Here is an 18,656-nt window from a genome sequence, read left to right as displayed (position 1 = left end):
CGGTGAGGTCCGTGGGCGCGGCCCCGTTGGTCGGGGTGTCCGTGCGAGGGTGAACAATGGGGGGCGTGACCCGAGCCTCTCTGGACAAGCAGCCGCACGAAGTCGCCGCCATGTTCGACGACGTCGCGGCCAAGTACGACCGCACCAACGACGTGCTCTCCCTCGGCCAGGCCCGCGCCTGGCGCCGGGCGGTGGCCGAGGCGGTGGCCGCCGGGCCGGGAGACCTCGTGCTCGACCTCGGGGCCGGCACCGGCACCTCCTCGCTGCCCTTCGCCGAGGCCGGGGCGAAGGTCGTCCCGTGCGACTTCTCGGTCGGCATGCTCACCGAGGGCAAGGGCCGCCACCCCGAGCTGGCGCTCACCGCCGGCGACGCCACCCGGCTGCCGTTCGCGGACGACACCTTCGACTCGGTGACGATCTCCTTCGCGCTGCGCAACGTCCAGGACACCGACGAGGCGCTGCGCGAGATGCAGCGGGTCACCAAGCCCGGCGGCAAGCTGGTGATCTGCGAGTTCTCCACCCCGACCTGGACGCCGTTCCGGACGGTCTACACCGAGTACCTGATGCGCGCGCTGCCGCCGGTGGCGACCGCCGTCAGCAGCAACCCGGAGGCGTACGTCTACCTCGCCGAGTCCATCCGGGCCTGGCCGGACCAGCCGGGGCTGGCCGCCAAGCTCCAGGACAACGGCTGGTCGAAGGTCGCCTGGCGGAACCTGACCGGCGGGATCGTCGCGCTGCACCGGGCGTACAAGATCGCGTAGCCGGGTTCGGTGGGCTCGGGGCTCGGCGGGCCCGCGGCCCGGTCGCTCGGCTGCCCGGCTGCCCGGCTCGGGTTGGTGGTTGGGGCGGTCGGGGCTGGCGGTCGGGGTTGACGGGCGGAGCCGGAGGTCGGGGGCGGGGGCGCATCCGGTGGCGTGAGCGGAACTAGACTGCCGGAGACAAAGCCGCCGTCCCCCGCCGCAGTTCCAGGAGTGTGTCCACGTGTCCGAGACCGCAGCCGATCTGACGAAGCCGGACAGCCCCGTCGAGAGCACGGCCGACGTCATCGTGGTCGGCGCGGGCCCGGCCGGCGCCACCACCGCGTACTACCTGGCCCAGGCCGGGCTGGACGTGCTGCTGCTGGAGAAGACCGCCTTCCCGCGCGAGAAGGTGTGCGGCGACGGCCTGACCCCGCGCGCCACCAAGCAGCTGGTGGACATGGGCATCGACGTCTCCACCGAGAACGGTTGGCTGCACAACAGGGGCCTGCGCATCATCGGCGGCGGCGTCCGCCTGGAGCTGGACTGGCCTGAGCTGTCCTCCTTCCCCGACTACGGCCTGGTGCGCAAGCGCGCCGACTTCGACGAGCTGCTCGCCCGTCAGGCCGAGAAGGCCGGCGCGCGGCTCTACGAGCGCTGCAACGTCAGCGGGCCGGTCCTGGACGAGCGCACCGGCCGGATCGTCGGCGTCACCGCCAAGCTCGGCGACGAGAAGCGGCCGGTCACCTTCCGGGCCCCGCTGGTGGTCGCCGCCGACGGCAACTCCACCCGGCTCTCGCTCGCCATGGGCCTGCACCGGCGCGAGGACCGCCCGATGGGCGTCGCCTACCGCACCTACTTCACCTCGCCGCGCCACGACGACGACTACCTGGAGTCCTGGCTGGAGCTGTGGGACACCCGCGACGGCGACCGCAAGCTGCTGCCCGGGTACGGCTGGGTCTTCGGCATGGGCGACGGCACCTCCAACGTGGGCCTCGGCATCCTCAACTCCTCGCCGGCGTTCGGCGAGCTGGACTGGCGCGAGGTGCTCAAGGCCTGGTGCGCCAACATGCCGGAGGAGTGGGGCTACACCCCCGAGAACATGACCGAGCCGATCCGCGGCGCCGCGCTGCCGATGGCCTTCAACCGGCAGCCGCACTACACCCGCGGCCTGCTGCTCGTCGGCGACGCGGGCGGCATGGTCAACCCGTTCAACGGCGAGGGCATCGCCTACGCGATGGAATCCGGGCAGATCGCCGCCGGGGTCATCGTGCAGGCCCTCGCCCGGGTCACCGACGGCGGCCGCGAGCGCGCCCTCCAGGCCTACCCGCGCATCCTCAAGGACGTGTACGGCGGCTACTACACGCTGGGCCGCGCCTTCGTGAAGCTCATCGGCAACCCCAAGGTGATGCAGATCGCCACCCAGCGCGGCCTCACCCACCCGATGCTGATGCGCTTCACCCTCAAGCTGCTCGCCAACCTCACCGACCCGCAGGGCGGCGACGCGATGGACCGCGTGATCAACGGTCTCGCCAGGGTCGCGCCGAACGCCTGACGGCTGGTGTCTGGCGCCTGGTGCCTGACGGCTGGTCTCTGGCGCCTGATGCCTGGCGGCTGACGCCGAAGGGCCGGACGCCGAACGCCTGGCGCGGACCGGGTGTTGGGGCCGGTGGGGATGTCCGTCCCCGCCGGCCCTACGGCTGTTCGGCCGCCCGGGGTGCCTCCGGCGCCCGGCGGGAGGCGGCGGAGCGCTGCTCGACGTAGGCGAGACGCTCGTCGAAGATCCGGGCCGCGTCGGGGGTGAGGGTCCTCAGGGCGACGAGGGCGGTGAAGACGACGTCGCAGAGCTCGTGCTGGACGTCCTCCCAGGTGTGGGTGACCCCCTTGCGCGGGTTCTGGCCGGTGGCGCCGATCACCGCGGCACCGACCTCGCCGACCTCCTCGGAGAGCTTGAGGATCCGCAGCAGTCGCTCCTCCTGGGGCGACTGCGTGCTCTGCTCGTCCAGCCGTGCGACCAGGTCGTCGACGCTCTCCCAGATCCGGCTGTCCATGCGGCGTTGCTCCTGCTCCCACGCGGTGTCGTTGGTGTTGCCACCGTACGGGAGCGGGGGCGGGCGGGAGCGGGCCGGGGCTGTCCGGCCCGCCGGGGACGAGCAGCCTCAGCGGGCGCTGATCTTCACGTTGCGGATGTTCACCGGGAGGTTGGGGAAGCCGTCGCCCGGGTTGTTCTGGTCGTCCTCGCCGCCGGCGGCGATCTTCTGGAGCACGTCCAGACCGCCGGTGATCCGGCCGAAGGGGGTGTAGGCGGGGGAGAGCTTGGTGTCCTTCCAGACGAAGAAGAACTGGCTGCCGTTGGTGTTCGGGCCGGCGTTGGCCATGGCCACGGTGCCGGCCGGGTAGGTGGCGCCGGTCAGGTTCTCGTCCGGGAACGAGTAGCCGGGACCGCCGCTGCCCGTGCCGGTCGGGTCGCCGCACTGGAGGACGTAGATCCGCTGGGTGGTGAGGCGGTGGCAGTGACTGCGGTCGAAGTAGTCGTGCTCGGCGAGGAACCGGAACGAGAAGGTGGTGCAGGGCGCCTTGTCGGTCAGGGCCTCGAAGCTGATCTGGCCCTGGCTGGTCCGCAGTGTCGCGCGGTAGGGCTTCGCCGCCTTCTTGGCGTCGAACACCGGGATGCCCTTGAAGTTGTCGGCCGGGACGGCCGGTGTGTAGGCGCAGCCGGTAGCGGGGGTCGCGGCCGCGGGGGTGTCCGCGATGGCGGTGCCGGTGCTCGCCACGAGCGGGAGGACGGTGGCGGCGGCGACCAGCGCCCAGTGCTTGCGCTTCACGTGACGGGCCTTCCGGGGGGTGATGGACGGCGGTGTTGTCATGGGTGCATCATCCACGGCCGGATGGGGATGCGGTAGGGGTTGGGGCGGCCGTGGCTCCCCGGGCGGCGACAGTGTGATGGTTTGTCAGTTCTGCTCCGGGGTGGTCGTGGTGGGTGTGAAGAGTCCCGCGCGGGCGGCCAGGGCCGCGGCGTCGGCGGCCCGCTCGGCGGTGCGGGCGTCCAGCGGCTCGCCGGAGACGAAGAGGCGGTAGTAGAGCGGCGCGGTGGCGGCCCGGACCACCTCGGTGCCGTCCGTCCCGGCGGGCAGCTCGCCCCGGGCGACGGCCCGTTCGGCCACCTCGGCGGCCTGGCGGTGGCGGGCCGCGAAGAAGGCGCGCAGGGCGGCCGCGCCGGTGTCCGAGCGCTGGGCCGCGGAGATCAGCGCGGTGGGCGTGGGGCCGAGCTCCGGATCGGTGAAGACGCTGAACACCTCCTGGGTGATCCGGCGGAGGTCCTGCCGGAGGTCGCCGGTGTCGGGCAGGGGCCAGGGCTGGTCGGCGGAGGCGGTCAGGGCGTCGGCGACCAGGCCGTCCACTCCGCCCCAGCGCCGGTAGAGGGTCGCCTTGTGGACGCCGGAGCGGGCGGCGACCGCCTCGACGGTGAGCCCGTCGTACCCCTTCTCGGCGACCTCGGCGAGGGTGGCGGCGACCACCTCCGCCCGGACCCGGGTGCTGCGGCCGCCCGGGCGCGGGGTGGGGGTGCGGGGCTCCGGTGCGGGGTGGGTTGCTCCAGTCAAAGTCGACTCCAGTCGCATTAAGGCTTGCTGTGGGGTGGCGGCCGTGCCATGCTCATCGTAATGCGACTTGCGTCGCATTACGAGAGGAGCCCGCGTGTCCGCCACTGCCGTTCCCGACCCCACCGTCCTCCACCCGCTCGCCGGCCACGACCGGGTCGTCCTGCTGCGCCCGCTCGTCACCGACCCGCGGATCGAGGTAGGCGAGTACACCTACTTCGACGACCCCGACGGTGCCACCCGCTTCGAGGAGTGCAACGTCCTCTACGCGTACGGCCCCGAGCGGCTGGTGATCGGCAGGTACTGCGCGATCGCCACCGGCACCCGCTTCCTGATGGCCGGCGCCGCCCACCCGACCGTCGGCGTCTCCACCTTCCCCTTCACGATGTTCGGCGGCAGTTGGACCGAGCGGACCCTCGACATCGTCACGGGCCTGCCCAGCCGGGGTGACACCGTGGTCGGCAACGATGTCTGGTTCGGCCACGGGGCCACCGTCCTGCCCGGCGTCCGGATCGGCGACGGTGCGATCATCGCGGCCGGGGCGATGGTCACCGCCGACGTCGAGCCCTACACCGTCGTCGGCGGCAACCCGGCCCGCCCGATCCGCCGCCGCTTCGACGACGCCGACATCGAGCGTCTGCTCCGTGCGGCCTGGTGGGACTGGCCGGTGGAGCTGGTCACCGAGCACGTCCGCGCCATCATGTCCGGCACCCCGGCCGACATCGAGGTGATCGCCGCGGCGAACGGTCTGCTCTCCGCCTGATCCAACCGTGCCCGTGGAGGGCATTGATCATCGGGGGCCCGGTGCGCGAAGATGGCGCCCCCTTGCTCCGCGCACCGCCCCGTCCACTGCCGGGCCTTCCGCCCGGCTCCTGGGTCCGTCCGACGCCGTACGGTACTCGCGCCCGCCGGTTCCGTTCGTTCGGAGGGATCTTTCGCATGCCAGCCTCCTTGTCCGACCCGTCCGAGGGTTCGTCCTCGTCGGTCCTTCGCGATCTTCCGGTCCTGCTCGTGGCCGTGGTGTGGGGATCGAGCTTCCTCGCCGTCCAGCGGGTGGCCGAGCCCGGGACGGTCGTGGCGATGCTGGTGCTGCGGTTCGGCCTGGTGCTGCCGCTGCTCGGGCTGGTCGCCTGGCGTGCCCTGCGGAGGCTGAGCCGCGCCGAGTGGCTCGGCGGCGCCGCACTGGGGCTGGTGCTCAGCGGGATCTTCCTGCTGGAGACCTACGGAGCCGTGCACACCTCCGCGACCAATGCCGGGCTGATCATCAGCCTCGCGATGGTGCTCACGCCGCTCGGCGAGAGCGCCCTCGCCCGGACCGCGCCGCCGAAGGCCTTCCTCGCCGCCGCCGGGCTGGCCGTCCTCGGCGTCGCCCTGCTCACCGGGGACGGTGGGCTGCGCCCTCCGGCACTCGGTGACCTACTGGTGCTGGGCGCCGCCCTCGTCCGCTCGGCGTACGTCCTCGCGATGGCCCGCACCCGGGCCGTCCGCGACACCGATGTGCTCGCCGTCACCTGGGTCCAACTCGCGGTGGCCACCGGCGTGTTCGCCGCCGTCGCGTTCCTGGTCGGACCCGCGCCGTGGACGGTCGCGCGTTCGTACGGGGCCGGCCAGTGGGGCTGGCTGCTGCACCTGTCCTTGTTCTGCACCCTGTTCGCCTTCTTCGTCCAGATGTGGGCCGTGCGGGCCACGTCGCCCTCGCGGGTGAGCCTGCTGCTCGGGACCGAGCCGCTCTGGGCCGCCGTCTTCGGCATCACCGTGGCCGGGAACCGCATGGGCCCGCTCGCCCTGCTCGGCGGAGCCCTGGTGCTGGTCGCGACCGAGTGGGGCCGGCGCACCGCCCCCGTACCCGCCCCCGCCCCGGCTGTCGCCCCCGCTCCGGCGCCGCGCCCGACCGGGGGCGAGTGCGAGAGCGGGACCGACGCGGTGGGGCCGGGCGCGGAGCCGGCTCCGGTGTGACCCGCCGTCCTCGTCACCGGCGCCGCCGCAGCGTCCGGCGGGCGTAGTCGAGGGCGACCGCGCCGAGCAGCGGGCCCCAGGCGACCAGGGGCAGGTAGGCGAGCGTCATCACCACGGCGGCGAAGCCGTGCGGGGAATCCGGCTCGGCCAGGTTGTGCGCCCAGCCGCCGAGCAGTGCGGCCGTGCCGATGTAGGTGAGGACCGCCGAGCCCAGCAGCGCCGGGACGATCGCGGCGAGCGGCCGGACCCGACGGCCGCCTATCAGGGGGATCCACCGGGGCGCCACCAGCCCCCAGGGCCGGACCAGGCCCAGGGTCAGGAAGGCCAGCGTTTCCGCCAGGGCGCTCAGCGCCACGCAGTAGACCGTGCCCCAGCCCGGCTGGTGCGCGCCGTACGCCGCGGCCGTCGCGCCGGAGAAGCCGACCGGGACGCCGAAGCCGAAGGCGATCCGCCACAGCCCCGAGGGGATGGTGCTGAGGACTGCGGCCCCGGCGGCGAGCCGGGCCCAGCGCGGGGCGGGCGGGACGTTCGGGGCCGCCGCCGCGGCCCGGTGGGCGGTGCCGCGGGCGGTGATCACGAGCTTCGACATGGTGGTGGACTCCCTTCGGCTCCGGCCTCCGTGGCCGGTGCGATGACTCAAGACTGGAGGCCCGCCAGGGGTTCGCGGCAGATGCCGATCGGGCTGTTCCTCCTGCTCAACCGGCCTTTGAAATATGCCGATCGGCACAGGCGCGCCGCCCGGGCGGCGTCGTAGTGTGACGGCAGTCGAAGGGTCGAGAAGGGGTGATGACGATGACTCAGATCCTGTCCGGGATCGTCCTGGTCCTGGTGCCGCCGGCCTGGGTGGCGCGGGGGCGGTACGGGGCGGCGGCCGTCACCATGGCGCTCGGGGCGGCGTCGGTCGTGGTCACGGTCGCCGTCTGGCTCCTCGGCCGCTGGACGGAGGGGCAGCGGTGGGCCGGGCTGGCGGGCCTGGTCGAGCTGGCCGTCCTGCTGCTGTCGGTGGTCGTCAGCCTGCGCGCCGAGGACGGCCCGCGGTGCGCGGCGGCGGCCTGGACGGCCTGCGGAGCGGTCGCCCTCTGGCCGTCCCGGTTCGCGTTCGTCGAGGGGCCCGCGGACACGCTCACGCTCTTCGGGTTCGGATCGATGCTCTCCCTGCCGGCCGTCCTGGTCGGGCTCTACCTGCGGGGCCTGGACGAGGGGCGCCGCGAGGCGGTGGCCGAGGCCAGACGGGCGCAGCGGCTCGAACTGGCCCACGACCTGCACGACTTCGTGGCGCACGATGTCAGCGGCATGGTCGCCCAGGCCCAGGCGGGGGCCTATCTGGCGGGGATCGATCCGGCCGGCGCGGCCGAGATGTTCCAGCGAATAGAGCAGGCCGGGCAGCGGGCGCTGGCCTCGCTGGACCGGACGGTACAGCTGCTGCGCAGCGAGGAGCAGGGCGGCCGCGGTCCGCAGCCCGGACTCGCCGAACTCGCCGAGGTGGCCGAGCGGTTCACCGCGACGGGCGGCGTGAACGTCCGCCTGGAGCTGCCGGAGGAGCCGGTGCCGCGCGAGGTGGAGGGCACCGTCCACCGGATCGTGGTCGAGTCCCTGACCAATGTCCGGCGGCACGCTCCGGCCGCGCGGGCGGTCGAGATCCGGGCCCGCCGCAGCGGTGGACGGCTGGAGCTGACCGTGACCAACGACGGTCGGGCACCGGGCCCGGCGGGGCGGCCGCGCCGGGGCGGCGGCAGCGGACTGCCGGGGTTGGCGGCCCGGGTGGAGGCCCTCGGCGGTTCGCTGGAAGCCGGCCCGTACGAGCGGGAGGCCTGGCGGGTGACGGCGGTGCTGCCGCTGGAGGAGGCCGGCACGGGGTCGGCGTGATCGTAGGAGCCGACGAAGGTCGGCAACGGGGAGAGGTGCGGGACATGGGCAGTGGCACAGGGCCGGTTCGGATCCTGATCGCGGACGACCAGGCGGACGTCCGCAGCGCGTTCCGGATGATCCTGGACGTCCAGCCGGACATGGTGGTGGTCGCGGAGGCGGCGGACGGCGCCGCGGCGGTGGCGGAGGCACGGAGGCTGCGGCCGGACGTGGTGCTCGCGGACATCCGGATGCCGAAGTTCGACGGCCTGGAGGTGACACGCCAGTTGGCCGACCAGTGCAAGGTGATCGTGGTGACCACCTTCGACCTGGACGAGTACGTGCACACGGCGCTGCGGCACGGAGCGGCCGGGTTCCTGCTGAAGCGCTCGGGGCCGGTGCTGCTGATCGAGGCGGTCCGGGCGGCGATGGCCGGGGACGCGTTGATCAGCCCGCAGGTCACCGTCCGGCTGCTGCGGCACATGGCACTCCCGGGCGCGGAGTCGAAGCCGGCGCTGAGGTCGGGGCCGGGCGCGAAGGCGGCCGCGGCGGCTCCGCAGCCGACAGCCGGGCCGACGGAGGAACTGACCACGAGAGAAAGGGAGATCGCCGAGCTGGTGGCAGACGGTGCGACCAACGCCGAGATCGGCGCAGGGCTGTTCATCTCACCGGGGACGGTGAAGAACCACCTCGCCAACGTCCAGCGCAAGATCGGCGCCCGCAACCGGGTGGGCATCGCGGCCTGGGTCTGGGAGCAGACGGCCGGCCGCCAGTAGCGGGCCCCGCCCCGGAGCACGAGGGCCCGCGGCTCCGGCGGGCACCGCCGGAGCGGGACGGCGGGCGCGCGGGAGAGGGGGAAGGGAACCCCGCCCGACGGCAGGCTCGCGCGCTTGTGAACGAAGGGTCAAGCGAGCGTTCGGGCCCCGCCACCCCTGCGAGTGAGCCGCTATAACACGTCAACATGACGTCTGAAAATTTGCTCCCTACGACGCATAGTTGATATAGGAACACGCCCCTGACCTGCCACTTCACAAGTAAATGCGACCGCTTGTGATCGTTTGACTGCTTTGCGTCGACAAATCTGGGCATGCTCACATTCGACCCCATTTACAGGGTGTCGTAGATCACAAAGATGGCGTTGAACTGCGTGTCGCAGATCACAAGCCGACGGGCATAAGATGCGCTCGTTCCAGGCTTTGTGAACTGCCTCACATGAGGTGGATCTCGGGAACCGGAACGCGGGTTCACCTCAGTGTGACCTGCCGGTTCCGATCTGCAGTCAAGGACGACTGGACGGAGGGAGCGGGGGCTATGAATGCCTACGCGCCGATCCTCGTACTCGGTGCCATCGCGGCGGCGTTCGCGGTCGGCTCCGTCGTGATGGCCTCACTCACCGGCCCCAAGCGCTACAACCGGGCCAAGTTGGAGGCGTACGAGTGCGGCATCGAGCCGACCCCGCAGCCCGTGGGCGGCGGTCGGTTCCCGATCAAGTACTACCTGACGGCGATGCTCTTCATCGTCTTCGACATCGAGATCGTCTTCCTCTACCCCTGGGCGGTGACCTTCGACGCCCTGGGGATCTTCGGGCTGGTCGAGATGCTCCTGTTCATCGCCACCGTCTTCGTCGCGTACTCCTACGTGTGGCGGCGCGGCGGTCTGGAGTGGGACTGAGCGCGGGGTGGTCAGAGCGCGGGGTGGTGGCCCACCCGTCCGCCGGCTGAGCACCCGCTTGTGAACGAGCGGACAAGCCAGAACCGGCCCACGTATCAGAGGACTTGAGGGCATTGAGAGGGATCTGATGGGAATCGAGGAGAAGCTGCCGAGCGGCTTTCTGCTCACGACCGTGGAGACGGCCGCCGGCTGGGTGCGCAAGGCGTCACTCTTCCCGGCCACCTTCGGTCTGGCCTGCTGCGCGATCGAGATGATGACCACCGGGGCGGGCCGCTACGACCTGGCCCGGTTCGGCATGGAGGTCTTCCGGGGCTCCCCCCGGCAGGCCGATCTGATGATCGTGGCGGGCCGGGTGAGTCAGAAGATGGCCCCGGTGCTGCGCCAGGTGTACGACCAGATGCCCAACCCCAAGTGGGTCATCTCGATGGGTGTCTGCGCCTCGTCCGGCGGGATGTTCAACAACTACGCGATCGTCCAGGGCGTCGACCACATCGTCCCGGTGGACATCTACCTGCCCGGCTGTCCGCCCCGTCCGGAGATGCTGATGGACGCCATCCTGAAGCTGCACGACAAGATCCAGCACGAGCCGCTGGGCGTGAACAGGCGCCGGGCCGAGGAGCTCGGCGAGGCGCTCGCCCTCAAGGCCACCCCGATCAGCGAGATGCGGGGGCAGCTGCGATGAACGAGCAGGTACCCGAGACCCGCCGCGAGCAGCCGGTCCGCGAGATCCCGGTCGAGGTGGTCGGCCGCCGCCAGGGCATGTTCGGTGCCGAGGGCAGTGGCGACACCTCCGGCTTCGGCGGTCTGGCCGCCCCGATCGTGCTGCCCGGTCCGAGTGAACGCCCGTACGGCGGCTGGTTCGACGAGGTCGCCGACGAGCTGGAGGGCGCCCTGGAGGAGCAGGGCCTGGACCCGGTCGAGGTGATCGAGAGGACGGTGGTCGACCGCGGCGAGATCACCTTCCACATCGAGCGCGACCACCTGCTGAGGACCGCCCGGATCCTGCGCGACGACCCGGCGCTGCGCTTCGAGCTCTGCCTGGGGGTGAGCGGCGTGCACTACCCCGGCGACAAGGGCCGCGAGCTGCACGCGGTCTACCACCTGCGCTCGATCACCCACGGCCGGCTGATCCGGTTGGAGGTCACCGCGCCCGACGCCGATCCGCGCGTCCCCTCCGTGGTGAGCGTCTACCCGACCAACGACTGGCACGAGCGCGAGGCCTACGACTTCTTCGGCCTGGTCTTCGAGGGCCACCCGGCGCTCACCCGGATCATGATGCCGGACGACTGGCTGGGCCACCCGCAGCGCAAGGACTACCCGCTCGGCGGCATCCCCGTCGAGTACAAGGGCGCCCAGATCCCGGCTCCCGACCAGCGGAGGTCGTACAGCTGATGAACACCCAGCACTATGGAGAGACCGAGGAAGCCGACGCCCGCGAGACCACCGAGGGCCGGGTCTTCACCGTCACCGGCGGCGACTGGGGCGAGGTGGTCGAGGCGGTCGGCCGGGCCGACGACGAGCGCATCATCGTCAACATGGGCCCCCAGCACCCGTCCACCCACGGCGTGCTGCGGCTGATCCTGGAGATCGACGGCGAGACGGTGAAGGAGGCCCGCTGCGGCATCGGCTACCTCCACACCGGCATCGAGAAGAACATGGAGTTCCGCAGCTGGGTCCAGGGCACCACCTTCGTGACCCGCATGGACTACCTGACCCCGCTGTTCAACGAGACGGCCTACTGCCTGGCGGTCGAGAAGCTGCTCGGCATCACCGGCGACGTCCCGGACCGCGCCAACGTCATCCGGGTGATGATGATGGAGCTCAACCGGATCGCCTCGCACCTGGTCTGCCTGGCCACCGGCGGCATGGAGATCGGCTCCACCACCCTGATGATCTACGGCTTCCGGGACCGCGAACTGATCCTGGACGTCTTCGAGCTGGTCACCGGCCTGCGCATGAACCACGCGTACGTGCGCCCCGGCGGCCTCGCCCAGGACCTGCCGCCCGGCGCGGTCGACCAGATCCGCGAGGCGGTCAAGGTCTTCCGCTCCCGGATGCACGAGTACGACAAACTCGCCACCGGCAACCCGGTGTTCAAGGCCCGCCTGGTCGACGTCGGCTTCCTGGACCTGCCCGGCTGCCTGGCCCTCGGCGCCACCGGCCCGATCCTGCGCGCCACCGGCCTGCCGCACGACCTGCGCAAGACCGACCCGTACTGCGGGTACCAGGACTACGACTTCGAGGTCGCGATCGCGGAGAGCGCCGACTCCTACGGCCGCTTCCTGATCCGCCTGGAGGAGATGAAGCAGTCGCTGCGGATCGTCGAGCAGTGCCTGGACCGGCTGCGGCCCGGCCCGGTCATGGTGGCCGACAAGAAGATCGCCTGGCCGGCCCAACTGGCCGTCGGCCCGGACGGGATGGGCAACTCCCTCGACCACATCCGCAAGATCATGGGCACCTCGATGGAGGCCCTGATCCACCACTTCAAGCTGGTCACCGAGGGCTTCCGGGTCCCGGTCGGCCAGGCGTACGCGGCGGTCGAGTCGCCCAAGGGCGAGCTGGGCGTGCACGTGGTCAGCGACGGCGGGACGCGTCCGTACCGGGTCCACTTCCGGGACCCGTCGTTCACCAATCTGCAGACGATGGCGGCGATGTGCGAGGGCGGCCAGGTGGCCGACGTGATCGTCGCGGTGGCCGGGATCGACCCGGTGATGGGAGGCGTGGACCGGTGACCAACGTCGAACTCGGACTGCCGGCACTGCCGGCCGCACCGTACCCCGAGGAGGTGCGTGCCCGGCTGGCCGCCGACGCCGCCGAGCTGATCGCCCGCTACCCGCAGGCCCGCTCGGCGCTGCTGCCGCTGCTGCACCTGGTGCAGGCGGAGGAGGGCTTCGTCAGCCCGACCGGGATCCGCTTCTGCGCCGAACAGCTGGACCTCACCACCGCCGAGGTCACCGCGGTCGCGACCTTCTACACCATGTACCGGCGTCGCCCGGCCGGGAAGTACCACGTCGGGGTCTGCACCAACACCCTGTGCGCGGTGCTCGGCGGCGACCAGATCTTCGCCGAGCTCCAGGAGCACCTGGGCGTCCGCAACAACGAGACCACCGAGGACGGCGAGGTCTCGATCGAGCACATCGAGTGCAACGCGGCCTGCGACTACGCGCCCGTGGTGATGGTCAACTGGGAGTTCTTCGACAACCAGACCCCGGACAGCGCCCGGCAGCTGGTCGACGACCTGCGGGCCGGCCGAGAGGTCCGCCCCACCCGCGGTGCCCGGCTGTGCGGCTTCAAGGAGACCGCCCGGATCCTGGCCGGCTTCCCCGACGAGCGCCCGGGGGCCAACGACGAGTCCGGCGCCGGCGGCGCGCCCTCCCTGGCCGGCCTGCGGCTGGCCCGCGGCGAGGCGCTGCCCGGCACCCCCGGCACCAAGGTGGTCGCCCCGCGCCCCGAATCCCCCCGCCCCGACGCACCCCGCCCCGAGGCCAACGGCCAGGCAGGCAACGGCCAGGCGGCCAACGGCCAAGCGGGCACCACCCAGGCGGGCAACGGCCAGGAAGGGAGCGAAGCGTGATGACCTCCGCCGAGCCGGCCGAGAAGCTGCTCACCCCGGTCCTGTCCGACTCCTGGGACGACAGCCGCCCCTGGACGCTCGACACCTACCGCCGCCACCACGGCTACGAGGGCCTCAAGGCGGCCCTCGCCATGCCGCCGGACGACGTGATCGCCCTGGTCAAGGACTCCGGCCTGCGCGGCCGCGGCGGCGCCGGCTTCCCCACCGGGATGAAGTGGCAGTTCATCCCGCAGAACGACGGCAAGCCGCACTACCTGGTGGTCAACGCGGACGAGTCCGAGCCGGGCACCTGCAAGGACATCCCGCTGCTGTTCGCCAACCCGCACGCGCTGATCGAGGGCATGATCATCGCCTCCTACGCGATCCGCTGCGACCACGCCTTCATCTACCTGCGCGGCGAGGTCGTCCCGGTGCTGCGCCGGCTGCACGCGGCCGTCGCCGAGGCGTACGGGGCGGGGCTGCTGGGCCGGAACATCCTCGGCTCGGGCGTCGACCTGGACATCACCGTGCACGCCGGCGCCGGCGCCTACATCTGCGGCGAGGAGACGGCGCTGCTGGACTCGCTGGAGGGCCGCCGCGGCCAGCCCAGGCTGCGGCCCCCGTTCCCGGCCATCGCCGGCCTGTACGCCTGCCCGACGGTGGTCAACAACGTCGAGTCGATCGCCTCGGTGCCGCCGATCCTGTCCCGCGGCAAGGAGTGGTTCAAGGCCCTGGGCACCGAGAAGTCCCCCGGCTTCACGCTCTACTCGCTCTCCGGCCACGTCACCAACCCCGGCCAGTACGAGGCCCCGCTCGGCGTCACGCTGCGCCAGCTGCTCGACCTCAGCGGCGGCGTCCGCGCCGGGCACCGGCTGAAGTTCTGGACCCCAGGCGGCTCCTCCACCCCGATGTTCACCGACGAGCACCTCGACGTCCCGCTGGACTACGAGGGCGTCGGGGCGGCCGGCTCGATGCTCGGCACCAAGGCGCTCCAGGTCTTCGACGAGACCACCTGCGTGGTGCGGGCCGTCACCCGCTGGACGGAGTTCTACGCCCACGAGTCCTGCGGCAAGTGCACCCCCTGCCGCGAGGGCACCTACTGGCTGGTCCAGCTGCTCAAGCGGATCGAGGCGGGCCAGGGCGTCGACGGGGACCTGGAGAAGCTCCTCGACATCGCCGACAACATCAACGGCAAGTCCTTCTGCGCCCTGGGCGACGGCGCGGCCAGTCCGATCGTCTCCTCGCTCCAGCACTTCCGGGCCGAGTACGAGCAGCACCTGGCCGAGCGCCGCTGCCCGTTCGACCCGGCCGCCTCCACCGTCTGGGCCGACGGCCCCCGCCCCGGCCACCAGTCCGCCACCGAAAGGGAGGTGCACGCGTGACGATCACAGAGCCAACGGCCTCCGAGACAGCGGTCGAACTGGTCACGCTCACCATCGACGGCGTCGAAGTGCGGGTCCCCAAGGGAACGTTGGTGATCAGGGCCGCCGAGACCATCGGCACCCAGATCCCGCGCTTCTGCGACCACCCGCTGCTCGACCCGGCCGGCGCCTGCCGCCAGTGCATCGTCGAGGTCGAGGGCCAGCGCAAGCCGGTCGCCTCCTGCACCATCCCGGTGGCCGAGGGCATGGTGGTGCGCACCCAGCTCAGCTCGCCGGTGGCCGAGAAGGCCCAGCGCGGCGTGATGGAGCTGCTGCTGATCAACCACCCGCTGGACTGCCCGGTCTGCGACAAGGGCGGTGAGTGCCCGCTGCAGAACCAGGCGATGAGCAGCGGCGCCGCCGACTCCCGCTTCGAGGGGATGAAGCGCACCTACGAGAAGCCGGTGCCGATCAGCAGCCAGGTGCTGCTGGACCGCGAGCGCTGCGTGCTGTGCGCGCGCTGCACCCGCTTCTCGCAGCAGATCGCCGGGGACCCGTTCATCGACCTGGTGGAGCGCGGGGCGCTGCAGCAGGTCGGCACCGGCGAGGGCGACGACTTCGAGTCGTACTTCTCCGGGAACACCATCCAGATCTGCCCGGTGGGCGCGCTCACCTCGGCGGCGTACCGGTTCCGCTCGCGCCCCTTCGACCTGGTCTCCTCGCCGAGCGTGTGCGAGCACTGCGCCTCGGGCTGCGCGCAGCGCACCGACCACCGGCGCGGCAAGGTGCTGCGCCGGCTGGCGGGCGAGGACCCGGCGGTGAACGAGGAGTGGAACTGCGACAAGGGCCGCTTCGCCTTCCGCTACGCCCAGCAGCGCGACCGGCTGACCACCCCGCTGGTGCGGGTGGACGGCGAGCTGGTGCCGGCCTCCTGGCCGGAGGCGCTGGCCCGGGCGGCCGAGGGGCTGCGCGGGGTCCGGGCGGGGGTGCTGGCCGGCGGCCGGGTGACGGTTGAGGACGCCTACGCGTACGGGAAGTTCGCGCGGGTGGTGCTGGGCACCAACGACGTGGACTTCCGGGCCCGCCCGCACAGCGGCGAGGAGGCGGACTTCCTGGCCGCGGCGGTGGCCGGGCGGGGCGTCGACGTGGACGGCACCGGGGTGGCGTACGAGGACCTCGACCGGGCTCCGGCGGTGCTGCTGGCGGGCTTCGAGCCGGAGGAGGAGTCGCCGATCGTCTTCCTGCGGCTGCGCAAGGCGACCCGGGCGACGGGCCTGAAGGTGTTCTCGGTGGCCGCGTTCGGCTCCCGGGGCCTGGCGAAGCTGCGCGGGGCGCTGCTGCCGGCCGCCCCCGGCACCGAGCCGGAGTGGTTCGCGGCGCTGGCGGCGGACGAGCCGCTGAACGACGACGCGGGCCGGGCGGCCGAACTGTTGCGCACCCCGGGCGCGGTGATCCTGGCGGGCGAGCGGCTGGCCGCCGTCCCGGGCGGGCTGACGGCGGTGCTGCGGCTGGCGCACGCGACGGGCGCGAGGCTCGCCTGGGTGCCGCGCCGGGCCGGTGAGCGCGGGGCCGTCGAGGCGGGCGTGCTGCCGGGCCTGCTGCCCGGCGGGCGTCCGGTGGCCGTTCCGGCGGCCCGGGCGGAGGCGGCGGCGGTGTGGGGCGGGGCCGAACCGCCGTCGCGGCCGGGCCGGGACACCGACGGGATCCTGGCGGCGGCCGTGGCGGGCGAGTTGGACGCGCTGCTGGTCGGCGGCGTGGACCCGGACGACCTGCCGGATCCGGCGCTGGCCGACGAGGCGCTGGCGGCGGTGCCGTTCCTGGTGTCGCTGGAGCTGCGGCCCTCGGCGGTGACGGCGCGGGCCGACGTGGTGCTGCCGGTGGCGGCGGTGGCGGAGAAGGCCGGCACCTTCCTGGACTGGGAGGGCCGGGTGCGGATGTTCGAGTCGGCGCTCAAGCCGGACCAGCAGATGGGCCGCCACCTCCAGCCGGACCTGCGGGTGCTGGGCATGCTGGCCGACGCGCTGGGCCACCGGCTGGGCCTGCCGGACGTCCGGGCGGCCCGGCTGGAGCTGGACCGCTTCGCCCCCTGGGAGGGCGACCGCACGGCCGACCCGGCGGCGCACCCGGGCCTGCTGCCCCGACCGGCCACCGGCCAGGCGGTGCTGGCGGGTTGGCGCCTGCTGCTGGACAACGGCGTGCTGCAGCAGGGGGACCCGCACCTGGCGGGCACCCGGCACCGGGCGGTGGCCCGGATCTCGGCGGAGACGGCCAAGGAGATCGGCGCCGAGGCGGCCGAGGAGCTGCGGCTGACCGGTCCGGCCGGATCGCTGACCCTGCCGCTGGAGGTCACCGACTCGATCCCGGACCGCACGGTCTGGGTCCCGCTGGACTCCACGCCGGGCGGTGCCCACCGCGCGCTCGGCACCACCGTCGGCCACCTGGTCACGATCGCCGCGGCCGAGTCGGAACCCGAGTCCGAAGTCGGACCCGGACCCGAAGTCGGACCCGAACCCGGGGCCGGCTCCGAACCCGGGGCCGCGGACGAGACCGCCGACGACGGCACAGGGGAGGACCGATGACGTCGCAGCCGTACGAGACGCTCCACTTCTTCGGGCAGGACCCGTGGTGGCTGGTGCTGCTGAAGGCGGTGTTCTGCTTCGCCTTCCTGGTCCTGACGGTGCTGATCGCGATCGTCTGGGAGCGCAAGGTGGTGGCCTGGATGCAGCTGCGCATCGGGCCCAACCGGCACGGCCCGTGGGGCCTGCTGCAGTCGCTGGCGGACGGCGTGAAGCTGGCGCTGAAGGAAGACCTGGTGGTCAAGGGCTCGGACAAGGTGGTCTACATCCTGGCCCCGATCGTCTGCGCCATCCCCGCGTTCATGGCCTTCGCGGTGATCCCGTTCGGTCCGGCCGGCAACGAGGTGTCGATCTTCGGCACCCGTACGCCGCTCCAGCTGACGGACTTCCCGGTCGCGCTGCTGTACGTCCTGGCGACGGCCTCGGTGGGCATCTACGGCATCGTGCTGGCCGGCTGGTCCTCGGGTTCGACGTACCCGCTGCTGGGCGGGCTGCGCTCGTCCGCGCAGATGATCAGCTACGAGATCGCGATGGGCCTGTCCTTCGCGGCGGTGTTCATCTACTCGGGCTCGATGTCGACCTCGGAGATCGTGGCGCACCAGCAGCCGACCTGGTTCGCGGCGCTGCTGCCGGTGTCGTTCATCGTCTACATCATCGCGATGGTCGGCGAGACCAACCGGGCGCCGTTCGACCTGCCGGAGGCCGAGGGCGAGCTGGTCGGCGGCTTCAACACCGAGTACTCCTCGCTGAAGTTCGCGATGTTCATGCTGGCCGAGTACGTGAACATGGTGACGGTCTCGGCGGTGGCCTCGACCCTCTTCCTGGGCGGCTGGCGGGCCCCGTGGCCGGTGACGACCTTCTGGGAGGGCGCCAACCACGGCTGGTGGCCGATGCTGTGGATCACGCTGAAGATCCAGCTGCTGCTGTTCTTCTTCATCTGGCTGCGCGGCACGCTGCCCCGGCTCCGCTACGACCAGTTCATGAAGCTGGGCTGGAAGGTGCTGATCCCGGTCTCGCTGGTGTGGCTGGTGCTGATCGCGAGCGTGCGGGCGCTGCGCAACGAGGGCTACGGCTTCGGCCAGGTGGTGCTGTACGTGGGCGCCCCGGTCGGGGCGGTGCTGCTGCTGGCGCTGCTGCGGGACTTCCTGAGGAAGCAGCCGGAGTCCGGGGAGGCCCCGCCCGGCGCGGGCCCGGCCCGGCCGAAGGACGGGGGGGAGTTCGACCCGATGGCGGGCGGCTACCCCGTCCCGCCGCTGCCCGGCCAGGTGCTCCCGCCGGTGCCGCGCCGCCGCAGCCGTGCCCCGAAGCAACTCCAGGACGCCCTCAACGGGGCCGACCATTCCGAAGGGAGCTGAACC

Annotated in this window: 18 protein-coding genes; 14 read left to right on the top strand and 4 right to left on the bottom strand. The window is 72.3% G+C overall.

What is annotated here, in order from left to right; all coding sequences use genetic code 11:
* Positions 1-65 precede the first annotated feature (65 nt).
* Together ACLWS4_RS20880 and ACLWS4_RS20875 are read left to right on the top strand one after the other, a co-directional pair.
* Positions 66-761, top strand: a complete 696-nt coding sequence (locus tag ACLWS4_RS20880; protein WP_049651181.1) for a demethylmenaquinone methyltransferase — start codon at positions 66-68, stop codon at positions 759-761.
* Positions 762-1,002: 241 nt separating this feature from the next.
* Positions 1,003-2,292 (top strand): geranylgeranyl reductase family protein, encoded by a 1,290-nt coding sequence (locus tag ACLWS4_RS20875; protein ID WP_049651180.1) that lies wholly within the window; start codon positions 1,003-1,005, stop codon positions 2,290-2,292.
* Between the two features lie 139 nt (positions 2,293-2,431).
* Here the strand turns inward: ACLWS4_RS20875 and ACLWS4_RS20870 are convergent, their stop codons facing one another.
* The 3 genes from ACLWS4_RS20870 to ACLWS4_RS20860 form a co-directional block, all read right to left on the bottom strand.
* A complete protein-coding gene (locus tag ACLWS4_RS20870; protein WP_074005516.1) occupies positions 2,432-2,788 on the bottom strand; it encodes a MazG-like family protein in 357 nt (118 codons plus the stop codon).
* A gap of 108 nt (positions 2,789-2,896) precedes the next feature.
* Positions 2,897-3,604, bottom strand: a complete 708-nt coding sequence (locus tag ACLWS4_RS20865) for a peptidylprolyl isomerase (protein WP_416874884.1) — start codon at positions 3,602-3,604, stop codon at positions 2,897-2,899.
* A gap of 84 nt (positions 3,605-3,688) precedes the next feature.
* Positions 3,689-4,339 carry a TetR/AcrR family transcriptional regulator gene (locus tag ACLWS4_RS20860; RefSeq protein ID WP_074005518.1) on the bottom strand — a complete coding sequence of 217 codons (651 nt, stop codon included), beginning with the start codon at positions 4,337-4,339 and terminating at the stop codon, positions 3,689-3,691.
* A 94-nt stretch (positions 4,340-4,433) separates the two neighbouring features.
* Here ACLWS4_RS20860 and ACLWS4_RS20855 point away from each other — a divergent pair, with 94 nt between their 5' ends.
* Positions 4,434-5,099 (top strand): CatB-related O-acetyltransferase, encoded by a 666-nt coding sequence (locus ACLWS4_RS20855; RefSeq protein WP_416874883.1) that lies wholly within the window; start codon positions 4,434-4,436, stop codon positions 5,097-5,099.
* 176 nt (positions 5,100-5,275) lie between these two features.
* On the top strand, positions 5,276-6,292 hold the full coding sequence (locus ACLWS4_RS20850) for a DMT family transporter (RefSeq protein ID WP_375876372.1): 1,017 nt from the start codon (positions 5,276-5,278) through the stop codon (positions 6,290-6,292).
* Positions 6,293-6,305: 13 nt separating this feature from the next.
* Here the strand turns inward: ACLWS4_RS20850 and ACLWS4_RS20845 are convergent, their stop codons facing one another.
* A complete protein-coding gene (locus ACLWS4_RS20845) occupies positions 6,306-6,881 on the bottom strand; it encodes a hypothetical protein (protein ID WP_416874882.1) in 576 nt (191 codons plus the stop codon).
* A gap of 203 nt (positions 6,882-7,084) precedes the next feature.
* Here ACLWS4_RS20845 and ACLWS4_RS20840 point away from each other — a divergent pair, with 203 nt between their 5' ends.
* The 10 genes from ACLWS4_RS20840 (at position 7,085) to nuoH (ending at position 18,653) form a co-directional block, all read left to right on the top strand.
* Positions 7,085-8,158 carry a sensor histidine kinase gene (locus tag ACLWS4_RS20840; RefSeq protein ID WP_416874881.1) on the top strand — a complete coding sequence of 358 codons (1,074 nt, stop codon included), beginning with the start codon at positions 7,085-7,087 and terminating at the stop codon, positions 8,156-8,158.
* 44 nt (positions 8,159-8,202) lie between these two features.
* A complete protein-coding gene (locus ACLWS4_RS20835; RefSeq protein ID WP_416874880.1) occupies positions 8,203-8,913 on the top strand; it encodes a response regulator in 711 nt (236 codons plus the stop codon).
* A gap of 535 nt (positions 8,914-9,448) precedes the next feature.
* The gene (locus tag ACLWS4_RS20830) at positions 9,449-9,808 is read left to right on the top strand and encodes an NADH-quinone oxidoreductase subunit A (RefSeq protein ID WP_416874879.1); all 360 of its coding nucleotides are present in this window, start codon (positions 9,449-9,451) and stop codon (positions 9,806-9,808) included.
* Between the two features lie 127 nt (positions 9,809-9,935).
* Complete coding sequence (locus ACLWS4_RS20825; RefSeq protein ID WP_074005520.1) at positions 9,936-10,490, top strand: NuoB/complex I 20 kDa subunit family protein; 555 nt, start codon at positions 9,936-9,938, stop codon at positions 10,488-10,490.
* The gene (locus tag ACLWS4_RS20820) at positions 10,487-11,200 is read left to right on the top strand and encodes an NADH-quinone oxidoreductase subunit C (RefSeq protein WP_074005521.1); all 714 of its coding nucleotides are present in this window, start codon (positions 10,487-10,489) and stop codon (positions 11,198-11,200) included. The genes ACLWS4_RS20825 and ACLWS4_RS20820 overlap by 4 nt, the downstream gene beginning before the upstream one ends.
* Positions 11,200-12,540, top strand: coding sequence for an NADH-quinone oxidoreductase subunit D (locus tag ACLWS4_RS20815; protein WP_049651167.1), 1,341 nt, complete (start codon positions 11,200-11,202; stop codon positions 12,538-12,540). The genes ACLWS4_RS20820 and ACLWS4_RS20815 overlap by 1 nt, the downstream gene beginning before the upstream one ends.
* Entirely contained in the window at positions 12,537-13,382 is an 846-nt protein-coding gene (nuoE, locus tag ACLWS4_RS20810; protein ID WP_416874878.1) for an NADH-quinone oxidoreductase subunit NuoE, read from the top strand. The genes ACLWS4_RS20815 and nuoE overlap by 4 nt, the downstream gene beginning before the upstream one ends.
* Positions 13,382-14,743 carry an NADH-quinone oxidoreductase subunit NuoF gene (gene nuoF / locus ACLWS4_RS20805; RefSeq protein ID WP_049651165.1) on the top strand — a complete coding sequence of 454 codons (1,362 nt, stop codon included), beginning with the start codon at positions 13,382-13,384 and terminating at the stop codon, positions 14,741-14,743. Before nuoE ends, nuoF begins: the two co-directional genes overlap by 1 nt.
* Positions 14,740-17,301: an NADH-quinone oxidoreductase subunit G gene (locus ACLWS4_RS20800; protein ID WP_416874877.1), complete on the top strand. Its 2,562-nt coding sequence runs from the start codon at positions 14,740-14,742 to the stop codon at positions 17,299-17,301. Before nuoF ends, ACLWS4_RS20800 begins: the two co-directional genes overlap by 4 nt.
* Complete coding sequence (gene nuoH / locus ACLWS4_RS20795) at positions 17,298-18,653, top strand: NADH-quinone oxidoreductase subunit NuoH (RefSeq protein ID WP_375876368.1); 1,356 nt, start codon at positions 17,298-17,300, stop codon at positions 18,651-18,653. Before ACLWS4_RS20800 ends, nuoH begins: the two co-directional genes overlap by 4 nt.
* The last annotated feature ends 3 nt before the right edge of the window (positions 18,654-18,656 follow it).

It is taken from the genome of Kitasatospora sp. SC0581 (genome assembly GCF_048159585.1).
Classification (GTDB): Bacteria; Actinomycetota; Actinomycetes; order Streptomycetales; family Streptomycetaceae; genus Kitasatospora.
Note: the sequence above shows the minus strand (reverse complement) of the source record. Positions and strands in the feature narration are given on the sequence as shown.